Raw genomic sequence first — 16,090 nt, 5'->3', positions numbered from 1 at the left:
CGCTACCGTGACCAGCGGGACAGGGTCGACCGCACGCGGCCGGGGAAGCGGCTGGTGAGGTGGACCGACTTGCGGAGACCCGACTCGATGCGGGTGAGCTTGCGGTTCTCGTGCGCCGCCAGTCGACCGGACACGTCGACGAGGGCGGCGTTCAGCCGCTCGACCCGCTGCTCGGCGGCGTCGAGACGCTCCTCGAGCTCCGAGATGCGGTCGGCCCGGCGGTCGAGCTCCGCCTGCCGGAGGTCGGAGAGCGTGCTGGTGTAGATCTGCGTCGCGCGCTCGCTGGCGAGCGGACGGAGCAGATCGGGCCGGCCGGTGCGTGCGAGCGACTCCGCGATCGCGGCGCGGATGAGTGGATCGGTCTCCGCGGCCCGGACCTCGAAGGTGTGACGTTCCCGCACGACCGCGCGCAGCTCCTCCAGTACCTGCTCGTAGCGCTCGCGGTCGCCGGTGAAGCCGTTGACGGTCTCGATCAGGTCGGCGGCGGTGGCGTAGCTCGGCACGGCGGAGAGTCCGAGTTCGTCGAGTCCGTCGCGCACGTTCGTGATCGGCACGGCGCCCGCGGCGATCGCCTCGAACAGGCGGCTGTTCTGGTTGCCGTAGGCCTTCGCCTGGTCGATCAGGTCGTCGAGCACCACGAGGCTCCGGTGGTAGACGTCGGGCAGCCCGAAGTAGCTGATACGGCCCGCGTGCACGGCGTGGTGCACCTCGGAGCCCTTGCCCGGCTCGCCGAAGAGCGAGACGTCGACACGCGAGGCGAGCTCGGTGATCACGGAGTGCACCTGCCGGGCGTTTCCCCAGTGGTTCACGGTGCTCACCACGGTCATGTCGATGGGGCCGTCGACATCGGTGAAGAGCTCGGCATCGGCGGCGATCGGAATGACGGAGACGGGCCGACCGGATGCCTCGGAGAGCTTCTGCGCCGAGGCCGACGACGACGACCAGATCCCGTCGAACTGGTCGAGGAACGGCAGCGTCACCCAGGAGTCGGTCCAGTTGCGCACCCAGGCGATCCGCGCGGTCTCCGGGCGCATGAGCCCGGGCACGAACGACTCGAGCATGGAGATGACCACGTCGACGTCGTCGTCGACATCCGTCCCCCACTGAGCCATCGGCCAGAGGCGCACGCCCCAGCCGGCGCGCGAGAGGTATTTCGCGAGGCCGAGGGCGACGAAGAGGTCGCCCCGCCCTTCGGACACCGCCGTCGTGGACACCGCGAAGGCGATGCGTCCGTTTGGGCCGTCGGCGAATTCTCCGGACGCGATCTTCTCGTACAGGTCGTTCTGCCGATCGTCGATCGCGGGAGTCCGTTCATACTCCACCGGGCTCACGCTCCTCTCGATCCGCGCTGCCGCGGCCGCGCCTGGTTCGGGTCAGGGCACGGACACTCAGCTTATCGGCGCGCAGGCCGCATTCCGAAGTGTCGCGCATCCGCGGCTCAGTGTGCACGGCGGCTCACGAAACGCGACCGGATGCTGAGGCCCGCCGAGAGCACGACGCGAACCGGCCAGAGCAGCGGACCGGCGTACTTCTTGGCGAGGAAGCGCTTGGCGCTGTCGTGGTGGGCCTTCAGCATGCGTGCCGATTCGCCCGAGGTGGAGTGCGCTCCGGTGTGCAGAACCTGGGCCGCCGGCTCGTAGAGGTTGCGCCATCCGTGCTCGCCCAAGCGGTAGCCGAGGTCGACGTCTTCGAAGTACATGAAGTAGCCGGTGTCGAACCCGCCGAGTTCGTCGAAGGCCGAACGGCGGATGAGGAAGCAGGCTCCCGAGAGCCAGCCGGCATCGCGTCGCACCGGGTCGGAGCCGATCTCGTTGCGGTACGACCGCGTCCACGGATTGGCCGGCCAGATGTTCGCGAACAGCGCGTGGCCGATGCCGTTGCGGATCGACGGCACGGCGCGGGCGGACGGATAGGCACTCCCGTCGAGCTCCACGATCTTCGGGCCCACCGCGCCGACGTCGCCGAACTCACGGATGGTGGCGGCGAGCACGTCGATCGCCCCGGCCGACAGCACCACGTCGGGGTTCGACACGAGCACGAACTCGACCTCGGCGGGGAGCTGCTCCACCACGGTGTTGATGGCGTGACCGTAGCCGAGGTTGCCGGGCATCGGTTCGTACTGCGCGCCGTGTGCGGCCACGATCCGTTCGATCTCCGGACGTCCGGCCGACTCCGGCTTGTTGTCGGCGACGTGCACCGAGACCGCGTTCTCCCGGGCCGCCGGGCCGATGGAGGCGAGGAACGGCTCGAGCACGCCCGCCGAGTCGAAGCTCACGGTCACGACGGCGATGGCGGGGGAGGCGTCGGTCACGCGGGCACCTCGATCCCGGCTCGCCGGTAGGCCTCGAGGTGCACCCGGGCGCAGGCCTCCCAGGTGAAGTCCGCAGAGCGGATGGCGGCGGCGTGGGAGAGGCGCGCGCGCCGGTCGTCGTCGCCGAGCAGGAGGGCGAGGGCCGTGGCGAGCGGTGCGACATCCGGCTCCGTGTATTCCACCGCGTCGCCGCCCACCTCGGGGATCGACAGGCGGCGGGTGGTGAGCACGGCGGCACCGCACGACATCGCCTCGAGCACGGGCAGGCCGAAGCCCTCGCCGAGGCTCGGATAGGCCACGACCCGGGCGCCCCCGAGGAAGGCGGGGAGCTCCTCGAGAGGGAGGTAGCCGACCTCGAGCACGCCGTCGGCCGGGCCGAGGGCGTCGAGCATCGCGGCGGCCTCGGTGTCCCAGCCGCGGGAGCCGGAGAGGACGAGGGGAGGTACCGTCGTCGGCGTCGCCGCGTCTGCGCGCAGCCGGGCGTAGGCGCGGATGAGGGCGGGCACGTTCTTGCGCGGCTCGATGGTGCCCAGGAACCCGATCCAGCCCACCGCCGGGTCGAGCGCGTGCGCCTCGGCGAACCGCGCCACCTCGTCGGAGGACGGCACGCGGAAGACCGTGGGATCGACACCGAGGTAGGCCACGAAGATCTCGGCGCGCACCGAGCCGACACTGCGGCGCAGCGCGTCGGCGGTGGCGCGGCTGGGCGTCACGAGGGCCGCGGCGCGGCGCGCGGCGCGTCGGCTCCACCAGGTGAAGAAGGTGCGCTTCAGTCGCGAATGCACCTCGGGATCGGTGAAGAAGGTGGCGTCGTGCAGCGTGACCACGCTCCGTGTGCGCGAGAGCAGGGGAAGCGTGTAGTGCGGCGAATGGATGACGGAGACGCCGAGTCGGCGGGCCAGCCGCGGCAGCCCGACCTGCTCCCAGGCGAAGCGCACCGGGCGGCGAGCGAGCGAGGCCGGGCCGGCGTGGTAGACGTGACCGGGCGCATCCGCTCGCAACCGCTCGAGGTCTCCGGGCTTGGCGACGACGTGCACGGTGTGGCCGAGGGCGTCGAGCCCCGAGAGCAGCCCCTGGATGTAGCGCGCCACTCCGCCCCAGTTCGGCGGCAGCGAGGTCGCGTCGAAAAGCACGGGTAGTTGGGGGCTCACCGATTGTCCTTCAGGCCGAAATCGAGCACCACCCAGCATAGCTGCGCGGTCTGCGGCGCTCAGTCGCGCACCAGGAACGAGGCCGGGCGGGAGCGCGGCACCGCAGCATCGCGATCGATCCGGCGCCGTTCACTCAGCGTCGCGGGCAGCCGCCGCACCGCAGCGCCGAGGGAGCGCCGTCGCCGCCGCGCCTCGGCCCGGGCGGGGGCGGTGCGACCGCGGAGGGCGTTCAGCTGCGCTCGCCCGGTGGCGGCGGTCGTGCGGGCCAGCGCCGTCAGCGCGACGCGGACCGGGGCGTTCTTCGCGGCCACCAGGATGCGGTTGCGCTCGTTGTGGAAGAGGAAGACCTCCGATCCGGTGCCGGTCGAGGCGGCGTGCGCGTGGCGCACGACGGCGGACGGTTCGTAGCGGATGCTCCAGCCGGCCCGCCGGAGCCGCCAGGAGAGATCGGTGTCCTCGTAATACATGAAGAGGCTCTCGTCGAACAGGCCCACCCCGGTCAGGGCATCGGTGCGCAGCGCGGCTGCCCCGCCCGAGAACCCGAGCACCTCGCCGGCGGCGCGCGGTGCTCCACCGTCGGCCGTCGCCACCGGCGCCAGCCAGTCGCGGTCGCGCCCGTTGCCGGAGCGCGTGGTCTCGTTGCCGGTGCTGTTGAGGAGTTCGACGCCGTCCGGGTCGGCCAGCCAGCGCGATCCGTCGGCGGCGACCAGGGCGTCTCCGCCTTCTCCCGGGGCGGCTCGCCGGTAGCGCTCCTGCAGCACGATCCGCGCCGTCACCCCGCCCACGCGCCGATCGGACAGCAGCGGCCCGACGATGCCGGAGACGAACCCGGGCTCGGCCACCGCGTCGTTGTTGAGCAGCACGTAGACGTCGGCGGGCACCGCACGGATGCCCGCGTTCACGCCCGCGCCGAAGCCCCCGTTGGTCGCGCGCGCGACCACCCGGTGCTGCGGATGCCGCGCGGCGAGCCGGGCCGCCGAGTCGTCACCCGACCCGTTGTCGACGATCACGATCGAGAGCGCGATGTCGTCGAGACCGGTCTGCCGTTCGAGCGACGCGACGGCCGCGGAGGTCAGCTCGGGCTGCCGCCAGTTGACGACGACGGCGCACACCGTGACCGGCACCGCAGACGCGTCCTCGGGCGACCCCGCCACCATCGGCTCAGCTGCCGAGGTCTTCGAACTCGGGAACCGCGTGCACGCTGCCGACGGCCAGGTCGTAGTAGGGCACGTCGAAGGACGTGACCTGGGGAAGGTCGTGGAGGTGCCGCCCCTCGATGTCCATCAGCGAGGCGTTGAGGAAGTACTTGCCGGTTCCGAAGTTCACGTCTTTCAGCACGAACTCCACCGTGCGCGGCTCGCGCAGGCGGGGGAGATCGTGGCCGAGCCGCTTGCTCGTGGTGCCGTAGACCACCTGGCCCTGCACGTTGTCGATCTGCAGCGCCGCCATCCAGTCGTCGAGGCCCTCGTCGTGTTCGAAGCGCATCGTGACGACCAGGTCGTCGCCGGGCTGCACGGATTCGCCGGGCTGCCGGCCCTTCGCGTGCACCGTGGTGGAGAGGATGCGGCCGTGCCGCACCTCCTCGTGTGCCGCCGCGGCCTCGTCGACCCGGCGCTCCTCGAGGATGTCGCGGAAGTCGCGCACCGCCTCGTGGGGCACCCCGTCGAACATGACCTGTCCCTTGGAGAGCAGCACCGCACGGTCGCAGAGTTCCGTGACCTGCCCGAGGGAGTGGGTGACCAGCACGATCGTGCGGCCCTCGGCCTGGAAGGATCGGATCTTGTCGAGGCACTTGCGCTGGAAGGCCTCGTCGCCGACGGCGAGCACTTCGTCGACGAGCAGCAGGTCGGGGTCGACGTGCACGGCCACCGCGAAGGCGAGGCGCACGTACATTCCGGAGGAGTAGAACTTCACCTGGGTGTCGATGAAGTCCTTGATGCCCGAGAACTCCACGATGTCGTCGAAGTAGAGGTCGGTCTGCCGGCGCGACAGGCCGAGGATCGAGGCGTTGAGGTAGACGTTCTCGCGGCCCGTGAGGTCTTGGTGGAAGCCGGCGCCGAGTTCGAGCAGGGCGGCGAGACGACCGCGGCGCTGCACCGTTCCGGAAGTGGGCTGGATGATGCCGCCGATGGTCTTCAAGAGCGTCGACTTGCCCGATCCGTTCGGACCGATCAGGCCGATGGTGGAACCCGACTCGATCTCGAGCGAGACGTTCTTCAGCGCCCAGAAGTCCTCTTTGAACTGCTTCGAACGGCCGGCATTGACCAGACGTTCCTTGAGGCTCTTCTCCTTGCGGATGATGAAGCGCTTGGAGACGTCGTTGACTTCGACGACGGGGACATGAGTGGCCACGATCACAGCTCCTGTGCGAAGTCGCCCTGAAGGCGGCTGAAGACTCGTTGCGCCCCGAGGAGGGCGATGATCCCGATCGCGAGAGCGATGAGCATCCGCAGGGCGAGGTGCGGCAGCGGCACCCCGTTGGAGGCCTCCGACCAGAAGGCCTCCTGGAAGCCGAGCACCGCGAGCGTGATCGGGGAGTTGACGTAGATCTCGAGCAGCCAGCCCGGCAGCACCGCTGCCGCCTGCTGCCAGGAGTAGAGGATGGGCGAGGCCCACATGAGCAGCAGCAGCACCACCTCCACGAGGTACTGGATGTCGCGGAGGTACACGTTGAGCGCCGCGAGCAGGATGCCCACGGCGGTGCCCCAGACGAGCACGAGCACGAGCGCGCCCACCCCGAAGAGCAGCTGCGGACCGAAGGTCAGCGTGCCCACGGCGATCGAGGCGATCAGGAGGATCACCAGCTGCACGGCGAAGTTGAACAGTGCCGAGCCGACGGCGGCCAGCGGGAAGATCTCCCGCGGCAGGTAGACCTTCTTCACGAGGCCCGCGTTCGCGATGATGGAGCCGGTGCCCGCGCCAACGATCTCGCTGAACAGCGTGTAGACCGTGAGTCCGGCGAAGATGTAGATGGCGAAGTTCTCGATGCCGCGGGCGGCGCCGAGGAACTGGCCGATCACCAGGTAGTAGATGAACAGCTGCGTGAGCGGCTTCGCGAGGCTCCACAGGAAGCCACCGGCGCTGTCTTTGTAGCGCGACTTCAGCTCGCGCTTGGTGAGCAGGCCCAGCAGTTGCCGGTGCGCCCAGATCTCCCGGAACGATGCGATGGTTCCGGTGACGCCGGAGCCGGTCGCCCCGGCGTGCTGCCACGGTTCGTTGAGAAGTCGGGTCGACCTCTCGGCCGGGGACTCCAGGGAGTCAGCCATGATCACGGCCTCCAAGCCAGTTGGTCGGGCAGGGGAAATCTGCCGGGATAGACAATACATGACGCTTCCGGCCGGGCCTCCCAGGCTCGGCCGGACGCCTCTCAGCCTTTCGTGGCGCGGGTGTGCTGCAGCCGGGAGCGGATCTTGCCGCCGAGGGAGGAGAGGCCGCCGTTGCTGAGGTAGTGGCGGGCCAGCGCGATGTCGCGCCGGAATCCGTGGCGCCTCGTCGAGATGGCTTGGAACTTCTCCTCGGCCGTCACCGGACGGGTGCGCCGGCCGGCGGCGACGCCCGAGACGTCGAGCGGCGACGAGAGCGAGCCGAGCACGCGATCGGCGGCCGGATGCGGGTCGCGGCAGAACTCCACCAGCGGGCGGAGCGTCTCCTCCCAGGTGAAGCGCTCGCGCACCCGGGCGACCGCCTGCTGCGCCGCCTTGCGTTCGGGGGCGACGTAGAGCATCCGCTCGAGCGCGTCGGCGAGCGCGTCGACGTCGCGCTCGGGCACCGAGACGCCGAGACCCTCTTTCTCCACCAGGTCGCCGAAGCTGTCGCCCTCGGTGGTCACGATCGGCAGACCCGCCCAGAGATAATCCAGAATGCGCGTGCGGAACGAGAAAGTCGTCTCGATGTGGTCGAAGTGGGTGCTCACGCCCACGTCGGCCTCGAGCAGGTAGTTCTGCCGGTCGTCGAGGTCGACCCATGACTCGTTGAAGAACACGTTCCTACCGCTGAGCCCGAGCTCGGCCGCGAGCTGCCGGGTCTTCTGCACCACCGCCATCTCGGGCACATCCGGGTTCGGATGCGCGGTGCCCATGAAGAACAGGCGCACGTTCTTGCGCGTCTCGGCCAGCTTGCCCACAGCGCGCACTAGGGTGAGCGTGTCGAACCAGTTGTATATGCCGCCGCCCCAGATGATGACCTTGTCGCTCTTGTCGATACCCGGCACCACCCCGCGGATGGCGTCGCGTGTGTGCCGTGGGGGAGTGGAGTCGAGGCCGAACGGTGCGATGGAGATGAGTTCGTCGAGTGAATCATCGGCCGCGTAGTTGGCCGGATTGATGCGGCCGAGGGCTGCGAGCTGGCCGAGCCAGAACAGACGCTGCCGCTCGGACGCGCAGAGGAAGAAGTCGGCTCGGGCCAGCTGCTGGTTGAGCACCTCGGTGGCCGAGCGCACGATGTTCGTCCACCGCTCGGTGCCGAACTCGCGACCCTGCTCGAGCTGCTCGAGGTGCATCGGGTCGTAGATGTCGGCCACCACGATCTTCTGCGACTTCTGCAGGGTGGTGAAGTGGTGCAGGGCGTAGCCCTGGAAGAAGATGACGTCGGCCCACTGCTCGTGCACCTTCATCTGCCGCTCGTTCTGCAGCTGCACGTGCTCCACCTCGAAGCGGTCGGACTGCCGGTTGGCGGCGTTCCAGGTGACCAGACGCACGTCGTGCTCGGCGCTCAGCGCCTCGCTGATCTTCCAGGCACGAAGGCCCGGACCCGCCATCTTCTCGCCGAGCGAGTCGCCGGTGATCACGAGGATGTGCCGCCGGTCGCTCGAGGACTCGATGTCGAAGGCGTCGACCACCGCGCGGAACCCGGCGAGATAAGAGGAGCCGCCAAGCAGCGGATGGATCATGTTGCCGAAGAGGCGGAACAGCTCGGCATCCGTCCGTCGCCGCCGTGACTGGAGGTCGTCGCGGGTGGCGCTCAGCGATTCGAGGTCTTCGACGAACTGGTCGAGCGCGAACAGGCCCGCCAGCGACTCCTTCGACACCGGCGTGGTCTCGTCGAATTCGCCCTCGGCCGTCCGGTCGAACCGGCGGATGTCGAACAGCTGCGAGTCGAGGTCGCTCTTTGAGACCGCGCGCCGGGCGAGCAGGGCCATGGCGCCCGGCAGGAAGCGGGCGAGGTTCTCGGGCGAGAGGTTCTTGTAGAGGGTGGCGAGCGCGTTGCGCTCGAGCAGGTAGCTCTCGCGGTAGGGCCCGAAGCTGCGCATCGAGGCGTGGTGGCGGTGGTAGACGACGGATGCCGGGGCGAACCGCACCCGGTAGCCGAGGAGGTTGAGGCGCCAGCCGAGGTCGACGTCCTCGTAGAACATGAAGTAGCGCTCGTCGAAGCCGCCGACCTCGGCGAACACGGAGGCGCGCACGAAGAGCGCCGATCCGGTGCCGTAGAGGATGTCGCGCGGTGCCGCGAACCGCTCGTCGTCGGGCTCGTTCTCGTGATCCTTGTAGCCCATGCCGAACCAGCTGAGGCTGCCGCCGACGAAGTCGACGACATTCCCGTTCCAGTCGAGCACCTTGCTGCCGACCGCGGCGATCGCCGGGCTGGTGTCGAACTCGGCGACGGCGCCGCGGATCCAGGCCGCATCGGGCTTCGCATCGCTGTTCAGGAAGGCCACGAACTCCCCGCGGGCCAGCGACGCGCCGAGGTTGCTGCCGCCTGCGAAACCCAGGTTCTCGGCCGACTCGACCACCCGCACGCGGGCATCGCCCTGGAAGGCCTCGGTGAGGCGGGCCAGGCTGTCGTCGCCCGATCCGTTCTCCACCACCACGATGTCGAGGTCTGCGGCGGGCCAGTCGACCTCGCCGAGCTGACGGACGCACTCGATCGTGTCGTCGGCGCCGCGGAAGTTGACGATCACCACCGAGACGACACCGGACTCGGTCTTCTGCGTGGGAATTTTCACCCGATCAGCCTATCGTCGGTGGGTCAACGGGCATCCGGAGACATCCTCGCTAGGGTCGGAGACATGGCTCGTACGTCCCTTCTCCGCGTCTCCGTCAGCAGTGCGATCGCCCTGGCCGCCGTGCTCGGGATGTCGGGCTGCATCGGCGGCGCCGGCACACCGAGCCCCACGGCCACGACGCCGAGCCCCACCCCCACGGTGAAGCCGACCCCCACCCCGACGCCGACCAACACCGGAGTCGTGCCCGGACCGACGCCGACCCCCACCCCAGCGCCCACGACGCCGGGCGTGAAGCCCGTCTCGGTGCAGATCCTCAACGCGAGCTACGACCCGTCGACCGGTGCGATCACTGTCGCAGGAATGGTGACCGACCTGGTGAGCTCGACCGGCACCTGCACCGCCACCGCTACGCAAGACGCCCAGTCGGTCTCGGCCGAGGCGGCCGGCATGGCGGATGCCGCGGTCACCTACTGCTCGGGTCTCTCGCTCGCCCTGCCTGCCGGCAGCACCGGTACCTGGACCGTGCAACTCGACTTCGCCGACGAGGGCCACTCGGGGTCGGCGCAGATCACCGCCGACGCGAGCTGAGCTGAGTCGCACTCGGCTTCCTTGCAGGCGGTGGAAGCCGAAGCTGGCTAGCATTGACACGTTTCCCCTGTCGAAAGCAGCAGCCATGAGCTCACGTCTCTCACCAACAGGCAACGGTGCCACAGATCCTTCTGCGCCCTCCGTCGACCCCGCAATCGTGGCGGGCTCGGCCAACGAGCTCCGCGAACTGCGCCTCGAGGTCGCCGCTCTGCGCTCACAGCTGGCCCGACGGAACGCCGAGGTCGAAGAGTTCCGAAAGCGGCTCGTCGCCAGCCGCAACCAGTGCGAGCGGTACAGCGCGCAGCTGAAGGCACTGCGGGCGTCGACCTCCTGGTCGGTCACGCGGCCGCTCCGGATGCGCCGTCGCAAATCGCTCAACAACGGCTGGACCTGATGCGGACCTCTCCCAGCGTCCTGGAGAAGGTGCTGCCGCGAGCGGTCATCGAGAGCACCCGCACCACGCTGCCCGCCACCGACCGGGTGGCGGTGGTCGCCAGCTACGGGCCCACCGCGCAGGTCTCCCTGTCGTTGTCGTGGATGGTGGCACGCCTCGAAGAGCAGGGGTACTCGGTCGTGGTCGTGCGGGCCTCCGACGACACGGCGCCGCTCGACTGGTCGCGCGGTCCGGCGAACGATGCGATCGTCATCCGCAAACCCAATGTCGGCTACGACTTCGGTTCCTGGGCCGCGGGGCTGGAGATGTTCCCTGAGATCCGTTCGAAGCCCTACGTCATCATCACCAACGACTCGCTGGTCGGCCCGTTCTCGAGCCTCAAGCCGATGGTCGACGATTTCGAGGAGTCCTTCTTCGACGTCTGGGGCGGCACCTGGACCACGCAATACGTGCCGCACCTGCAGAGCTTCCTGCTCGGCTTCCGCAACGGCGCCCTCGACGATCCCGCCGTGAAGTACTTCTGGCGCAACCTGCCCGAGCAGTCGGCGAAGTTCGACATCATCGACAAGTACGAGCTCGGCCTCAGCCGGCTGCTGCACGGCGAGGGCTTCGTGACCGGTGCCTGGTTCGATTACGAGCTCGTGGTTGCATACAGCCAGAACCCCACGATCCTCGGCTGGCGCGGCCTCCTCGACCTCGGTTTCCCGTTCGTGAAGAGGGAACTCGTGACCAACCCCAGTATTGTTGCTGATGGTTCCGAGGTCCCCGCCGTCGTTCAGGAGAAGTTCGGGATCAACCCGACGGACTGGCTCTGACGGAATGAGAAAGATCACCATCGGTGGCGTGAAGCGCCGCACGGGACGCGTGTTGCAGCGCGCGGGCACCAAGCTCGCGACCACCCCGCCCCGCGTCGTCGCCGACGACTTCCCCGCGAGCTTCCGCGACTGGGCGGCCAACCGCACGAACCGCTTGAAGGCCCTCTACCCGGGGGAGTGGAAGAAGCAGTTCACGGCGAAGCCCACCACCTCGCGCATAGCCGTGGTGGTGCACGTCTACTACGTCGACCTGCTCCCGCAGATCGTCGAGTCCCTGGCCGCGTTGCCCGTGCAGTTCGACCTCATCGTCACCAATTCCTCGGGCACGCCGATCGAGATCGACATGAACGCGATGCCGAACCTCGATCGCCTGCAGGTGTTCGACATCCCGAACCACGGTCGCGACATCCTGCCGCTGGTGTCCGTGGTGAACGCCGGCCTGCTCGACGCCTACGAGCTGGTGTTCAAGGTGCACACCAAGAAGAGCGCCTGGCGCGAGGCGCACACCGAGCTCAGCGGCTCGGGTGAGCAGTGGCGCGAGAGCTTCTTCAGCGAACTCGTGGGCTCGGTCGAGAACGTCACGCGCGTGCTCGACGAGTTCGCGTCGGATCCGTCGCTCGGCATCCTCACCTCCGAGGGCAACGTGCTCGGTCCGGAGTTCTGGGGCGGCGACCGCGACATCGTGGGTGCGCTGCTGCGGCGCATCCAGCTCGACCTCGACGAGGACAGCCTGCGCTTCGCGGCCGGGTCGATCTACTGGGTGCGCGGCTTCCTGCTGCAGGGCCTGCGCGCGTTCGAGCTGTCGGCCTCCGATTTCGACGAGGAGCGCGGCCAGGTCGACGCCACGACGGCGCACGCGATCGAGCGGATCCTCGGCATCGTGGCACGCGAGGCGGGTTACGACGTGCGCGACACCACCTCGCTGATCGCCGACGTCTCGGTGGCCGGCGCCCACGAGCGCTACCGGCCCGAGATCGAGACCGTGCCGCGCGCGCGGGTCATCCCGTTCTACCTGCCGCAGTACCACACCTTCCCCGAGAACGACGAGTGGTGGGAGAAGGGCTTCACCGAGTGGTCGAACGTGGCCGCCGGCACCCCGCTCTACCCCGGGCACATCCAGCCGCTCCTGCCGAGCGAGCTGGGCTTCTACGACCTGCGCACCCCCGGGGTGCGCGACGCCCAGTACGACCTCGCCGCCGCGATGGGCATCGAGGGCTTCATGTACTACTACTACTGGTTCGCCGGCAAGAAGCTCATGGACATGCCGATCGAAGACCTCGCGGCGAGCGACGCCGATCAGAGGTTCTGCATCATGTGGGCGAACGAGAACTGGACCAGGCGCTGGGACGGCAGCGAGAAGAACATCCTCATCGCGCAGGACTACGACCGTGTCTCGGCCAAGCAGTTCATCCACGACGTGCTCCACCTGATCACCGATCCGCGCTACATCCGGATCGACGACAAGCCCGTGATCGCGGTCTACCGCATCACCCAGATCCCCGACCACGTGGAGGTCATCGCGCACTGGCGCGAGGTCGCCGCCGAGGCGGGACTGCCCGGTCTCACCGTGCTGACCGTGGATGTCGGCACCTCGATGCAGGGCGTCGAGGGCGAGCTGGCCGCGCACGGTCTCGACGCCTACCTCGAGTTCGCGCCGCACAACATGTTCTGGGGCGCGCTGCCGCGCGAGAACCGGGGCCTCGACGAGCGCTTCCAGGGCAATCTGCTGAGCTACCACGCGATGGCCGAGCACGCCGAGCGGCGCCTCAACACGGAGCCGCCCGCGCACCGCTACCCGGGCGTGATGGTGAACTTCGACAACACGGCCCGTCGGCAGTGGCAGCCCGACATGTGGTACGGCTCGAACCCGTACACCTTCCGGCGCTGGCTCAACACCACGGTCTCCTCGGTGATGGAACGCGATCGCGACGAGCGGGTGGTGTTCGTGAATGCCTGGAACGAGTGGGCGGAAGGCGCCATCCTGGAGCCCTCGCAGCGCTACGGCCGCACCTACCTCCTCGCGGTGAAAGACGTGCTCTACCGCTAGACCCCCATGCCTTTTTGCCCCTAACCGCCCCAAGAATCGCCTTTTGGGGCGGTTAGGGGCAAGAACGTCGGGGACACGCCGCGCCACAGCGACTCCTCGGCGTTCGTCCACCTGCTCTTTAGGATGGACGGGACTGCTGGGACGAGGGGAAACACGATGACGCGCAACCGGGCCCGACGAGGCGTACTCGCCGCCGCCCTCAGTGCCGTTCTCGCACTGGCCGGGCTGACTGCCGTCGCGGCACCCGCATCCGCCGCCGTTCCCGCCTCAGCCGCCGAGGCATCCGTCGCCCCGGCGACCGCACCGCAGGCCGCCTCGGTTCCCGCGGCCACCGCGTCGGACTTCGACCCCGGCAACATCATCAGCGACGCCAACTTCTTCAACGGCAACGCGATGTCGGCGGGCGCCGTGCAGAACTTCCTCAACGCCCAGGTGCCGAGCTGCCGCTCGGGCTACACCTGCCTGAAGGACTACAAGCAGTCGACCTGGACCAGGTCGGCCGACGCGATGTGCAACAGCTACAGCGGAGCGGCCAACGAGTCGGCCGCGACCATCATCACCAAGGTGGGTCAGGCCTGCAACGTGAGCCAGGCCGTACTGATCGTGCTGCTGCAGAAGGAGCAGTCGCTCATCACCGACTCCTGGCCGAGCGCCAGCCAGTACACCTCGGCCACCGGTTTCGCGTGCCCCGACACCGCGCCGTGCGACGCCGAGTACTCCGGGTTCTACAACCAGGTCTACAAGGCGGCCTGGCAGTACAAGCGCTACTCGAACCCGCCCGGCACCTCGGCCTTCTTCAACTGGTTCCCGGTGGGCAAGTACTCCGCCGTGCGCTACCACCCGAACGCCGCCTGCGGTTCTTCGCCCGTCCTCATCCAGAACCAGGCGACGGCCGGCCTCTACTACTACACGCCCTACCAGCCCAACGCGGTCGCGATGTCGAACGTCTACGGCGCGCAGACAGACGGCTGCTCCTCCTACGGCAACCGCAACTTCTGGCGCCTCTACACCGACTGGTTCGGCGACCCGCGGGGGTCGAACAACCCGCACGGCAGCTTCGACACGGCGGTGCCGGTCGCCGGCGGCATCCAGGTCACCGGTTGGGCGGTCGACCCGACCTCCGCGAACCCGGTGGGCATCACGGTGTCGGTCGACGGCCAGGCCACCTCGGTCACCGCCGACGTGCGGTTGGACTGGATCCCGGCCCTCTATCCGAACATCGGTGTGAACCACGGGTTCAGCACCATCGTCAATGCCCTGCCGGGCAGCCGCACGGTGTGCGTGTCGAAGGCCAACGGTGCCGATCTCGGCTGCAAGACCGTCGTCGTGCCCTCGAAGACGGCGGCCGGCTACCTCGACACCGCCGAGGGCGTGGTCGGTGGCGTCCACATCGCCGGCTGGTCGCTCAACAAGGCGAGCGCCGACAAGACCTACATCTGGGTCGACATCGACGGCAAGGGCCAGCTCTTCCAGGTCGACCTGAAGCTGAACTGGACCCCGGTGCTCTATCCGAACACCGGCAACACGCACGGCTACGACCGCGTCGTGCCGGCCAGCCCCGGCGCCCACAAGGTCTGCGTCTACGGCTACGACTCCGTGCTCCTCGGCTGCAAGACGGCGTACGTGCCCGCGAACGAAGCCGGTGCCGTGGAGAGCGCGACCGGCGTGCTCGGCGGCATCAAGGTGAGCGGATGGTCGCTCGACAAGCGCACCACGGCCTCCACCTACGTCTGGGTCAACGTCGACGGGGCGGGCAGTGCGCTCTACGCCGGGGCCAACTCCGATGCGGCGGCAGCGGCCTGGCCGGCCGCCGGCAAGAAGCACGGATTCTCCGGCACCTTCTCGGCGAAGCCCGGCCCGCACTCGGTCTGCGTCACCGGCACGGTGGAGAACACCTCCTACGGCTGCCGCACGGTCACGGTGCCGAACAACGAGGTCGGCTCCTTCGACACCGCGACCGGCGTGCTCGGTGGCATCAACGTGAGCGGCTGGTCGCTCGACCAGACGAAGTCCGAGTCCACCTACGTCTGGGTGACGGTCGACGGCGCCGGCGGGCCGCTGTACGCGGGCGGCAAGCTCGGCTGGATCGAGGCCATGTTCCCGGGCAAGGGCGCGAACCACGGATTCGGCGGCTTCTTCAAGGCCTCCGCCGGCAAGCACACCGTCTGCGTCTGGGGAACGAAGGAGAACGTCTCCTACGGTTGCAAGGACGTGACGGTGCCCTCCAGCGGTGCCGCGTCGTGGGACACCCTGACGGCCTCCGATCGGAAGATCACGGTCACCGGTTGGGCCGTGGACCGGATCTCGAAGACCTCGCAGTACGTGTGGGTCAACGTCGACGGGTCGGGTCGTCCCTACCTCGCCGCCAACAACCTCGACTGGATCGACTCCTACTTCCCCGGCGTCGGCAAACAGCACGGGTTCGCCATCGACATCCCGGTCTCCGGTGGGCCGCACACGGTCTGCATCACCGCCACCTTCGACAACCAGGATCTCGGCTGCCGCACAATCGACGTGCCCTCCAACGGCGCGGCGAGCGTCGACTCCGTCACCGGAGTGAAGGGCGGTGTGCGCATCACGGGCTGGGCCGTCGACCGCACCTCCACCGCGACCCAGTACTTCTGGGTCGACATCGACGGCAAGGCGGGCCCCGTGGCTGCGAACGTGCGGCTCGACTGGATCAACGCCTACTTCCCGGGCGTCGGGCCCGATCACGGGGTCGACTCGGTGGTCGCAGCGAGTTCCGGGAGCCACAAGGTGTGCATCTGGGCCACCTACGACAACCGCGGCATGGGCTGCACCACCGTCGTGGTGCCCTGACCGGAGCGCACCACCGGCGGAGT

The 16,090-nt window shown here is 68.8% G+C and carries 12 protein-coding genes; 5 read left to right on the top strand and 7 right to left on the bottom strand.

The features are described from left to right. Positions 1–2: 2 nt before the first annotated feature. From ACFJGU_RS02840 to ACFJGU_RS02810, 7 genes are all read right to left on the bottom strand, one after another. Positions 3–1,322 (bottom strand): glycosyltransferase, encoded by a 1,320-nt coding sequence (locus tag ACFJGU_RS02840; protein ID WP_382307469.1) that lies wholly within the window; start codon positions 1,320–1,322, stop codon positions 3–5. 116 nt (positions 1,323–1,438) lie between these two features. Beyond that, a complete protein-coding gene (locus ACFJGU_RS02835) occupies positions 1,439–2,311 on the bottom strand; it encodes a glycosyltransferase (protein ID WP_382307467.1) in 873 nt (290 codons plus the stop codon). After that, complete coding sequence (locus ACFJGU_RS02830) at positions 2,308–3,462, bottom strand: glycosyltransferase family 4 protein (RefSeq protein ID WP_382307466.1); 1,155 nt, start codon at positions 3,460–3,462, stop codon at positions 2,308–2,310. The genes ACFJGU_RS02835 and ACFJGU_RS02830 overlap by 4 nt, the downstream gene beginning before the upstream one ends. Positions 3,463–3,521: 59 nt before the next feature. Further along, positions 3,522–4,619 carry a glycosyltransferase family 2 protein gene (locus ACFJGU_RS02825; RefSeq protein ID WP_382307465.1) on the bottom strand — a complete coding sequence of 366 codons (1,098 nt, stop codon included), beginning with the start codon at positions 4,617–4,619 and terminating at the stop codon, positions 3,522–3,524. A 4-nt stretch (positions 4,620–4,623) separates the two neighbouring features. Further along, positions 4,624–5,814: an ABC transporter ATP-binding protein gene (locus ACFJGU_RS02820; protein WP_382307463.1), complete on the bottom strand. Its 1,191-nt coding sequence runs from the start codon at positions 5,812–5,814 to the stop codon at positions 4,624–4,626. Positions 5,815–5,816: 2 nt separating this feature from the next. Next, entirely contained in the window at positions 5,817–6,728 is a 912-nt protein-coding gene (locus ACFJGU_RS02815) for an ABC transporter permease (RefSeq protein WP_382307461.1), read from the bottom strand. A gap of 101 nt (positions 6,729–6,829) precedes the next feature. Further along, complete coding sequence (locus ACFJGU_RS02810) at positions 6,830–9,403, bottom strand: glycosyltransferase (protein ID WP_382307460.1); 2,574 nt, start codon at positions 9,401–9,403, stop codon at positions 6,830–6,832. A 63-nt stretch (positions 9,404–9,466) separates the two neighbouring features. Between ACFJGU_RS02810 and ACFJGU_RS02805 the strand changes: the two genes are divergently transcribed. The 5 genes from ACFJGU_RS02805 to ACFJGU_RS02785 all read left to right on the top strand — a co-directional run bounded on the left by ACFJGU_RS02805 (position 9,467) and on the right by ACFJGU_RS02785 (position 16,067). Next, complete coding sequence (locus ACFJGU_RS02805; protein ID WP_382307458.1) at positions 9,467–9,991, top strand: hypothetical protein; 525 nt, start codon at positions 9,467–9,469, stop codon at positions 9,989–9,991. An 85-nt stretch (positions 9,992–10,076) separates the two neighbouring features. Continuing rightward, positions 10,077–10,385, top strand: coding sequence for a hypothetical protein (locus ACFJGU_RS02800; RefSeq protein ID WP_382307456.1), 309 nt, complete (start codon positions 10,077–10,079; stop codon positions 10,383–10,385). Next, positions 10,385–11,200, top strand: coding sequence for a rhamnan synthesis F family protein (locus ACFJGU_RS02795; RefSeq protein WP_382307454.1), 816 nt, complete (start codon positions 10,385–10,387; stop codon positions 11,198–11,200). Before ACFJGU_RS02800 ends, ACFJGU_RS02795 begins: the two co-directional genes overlap by 1 nt. A 4-nt stretch (positions 11,201–11,204) precedes the next feature. Next, entirely contained in the window at positions 11,205–13,247 is a 2,043-nt protein-coding gene (locus tag ACFJGU_RS02790; protein WP_382307452.1) for a glycoside hydrolase family 99-like domain-containing protein, read from the top strand. Positions 13,248–13,403: 156 nt separating this feature from the next. Further along, a complete protein-coding gene (locus ACFJGU_RS02785; RefSeq protein WP_382307451.1) occupies positions 13,404–16,067 on the top strand; it encodes a hypothetical protein in 2,664 nt (887 codons plus the stop codon). Positions 16,068–16,090 lie beyond the last annotated feature (23 nt).

The sequence above is a fragment of the Herbiconiux sp. UC225_62 genome, assembly GCF_042694625.1.
GTDB lineage: Bacteria > Actinomycetota > Actinomycetes > Actinomycetales > Microbacteriaceae > Herbiconiux.
This window is presented reverse-complemented; position numbering and strand designations above follow the sequence as displayed.

Bases quoted from the DNA above. Each gene is read 5' to 3' on its own strand.
- ACFJGU_RS02825 (WP_382307465.1), bottom strand. From the start codon at position 4,619: ATGGTGGCGGGGTCGCCCGAGGACGCGTCTGCGGTGCCGGTCACGGTG.
- ACFJGU_RS02815 (WP_382307461.1), bottom strand. From the start codon at position 6,728: ATGGCTGACTCCCTGGAGTCCCCGGCCGAGAGGTCGACCCGACTTCTC.
- ACFJGU_RS02805 (WP_382307458.1), top strand. From the start codon at position 9,467: ATGGCTCGTACGTCCCTTCTCCGCGTCTCCGTCAGCAGTGCGATCGCC.
- ACFJGU_RS02800 (WP_382307456.1), top strand. From the start codon at position 10,077: ATGAGCTCACGTCTCTCACCAACAGGCAACGGTGCCACAGATCCTTCT.
- ACFJGU_RS02795 (WP_382307454.1), top strand. From the start codon at position 10,385: ATGCGGACCTCTCCCAGCGTCCTGGAGAAGGTGCTGCCGCGAGCGGTC.
- ACFJGU_RS02790 (WP_382307452.1), top strand. From the start codon at position 11,205: ATGAGAAAGATCACCATCGGTGGCGTGAAGCGCCGCACGGGACGCGTG.
- ACFJGU_RS02785 (WP_382307451.1), top strand. From the start codon at position 13,404: ATGACGCGCAACCGGGCCCGACGAGGCGTACTCGCCGCCGCCCTCAGT.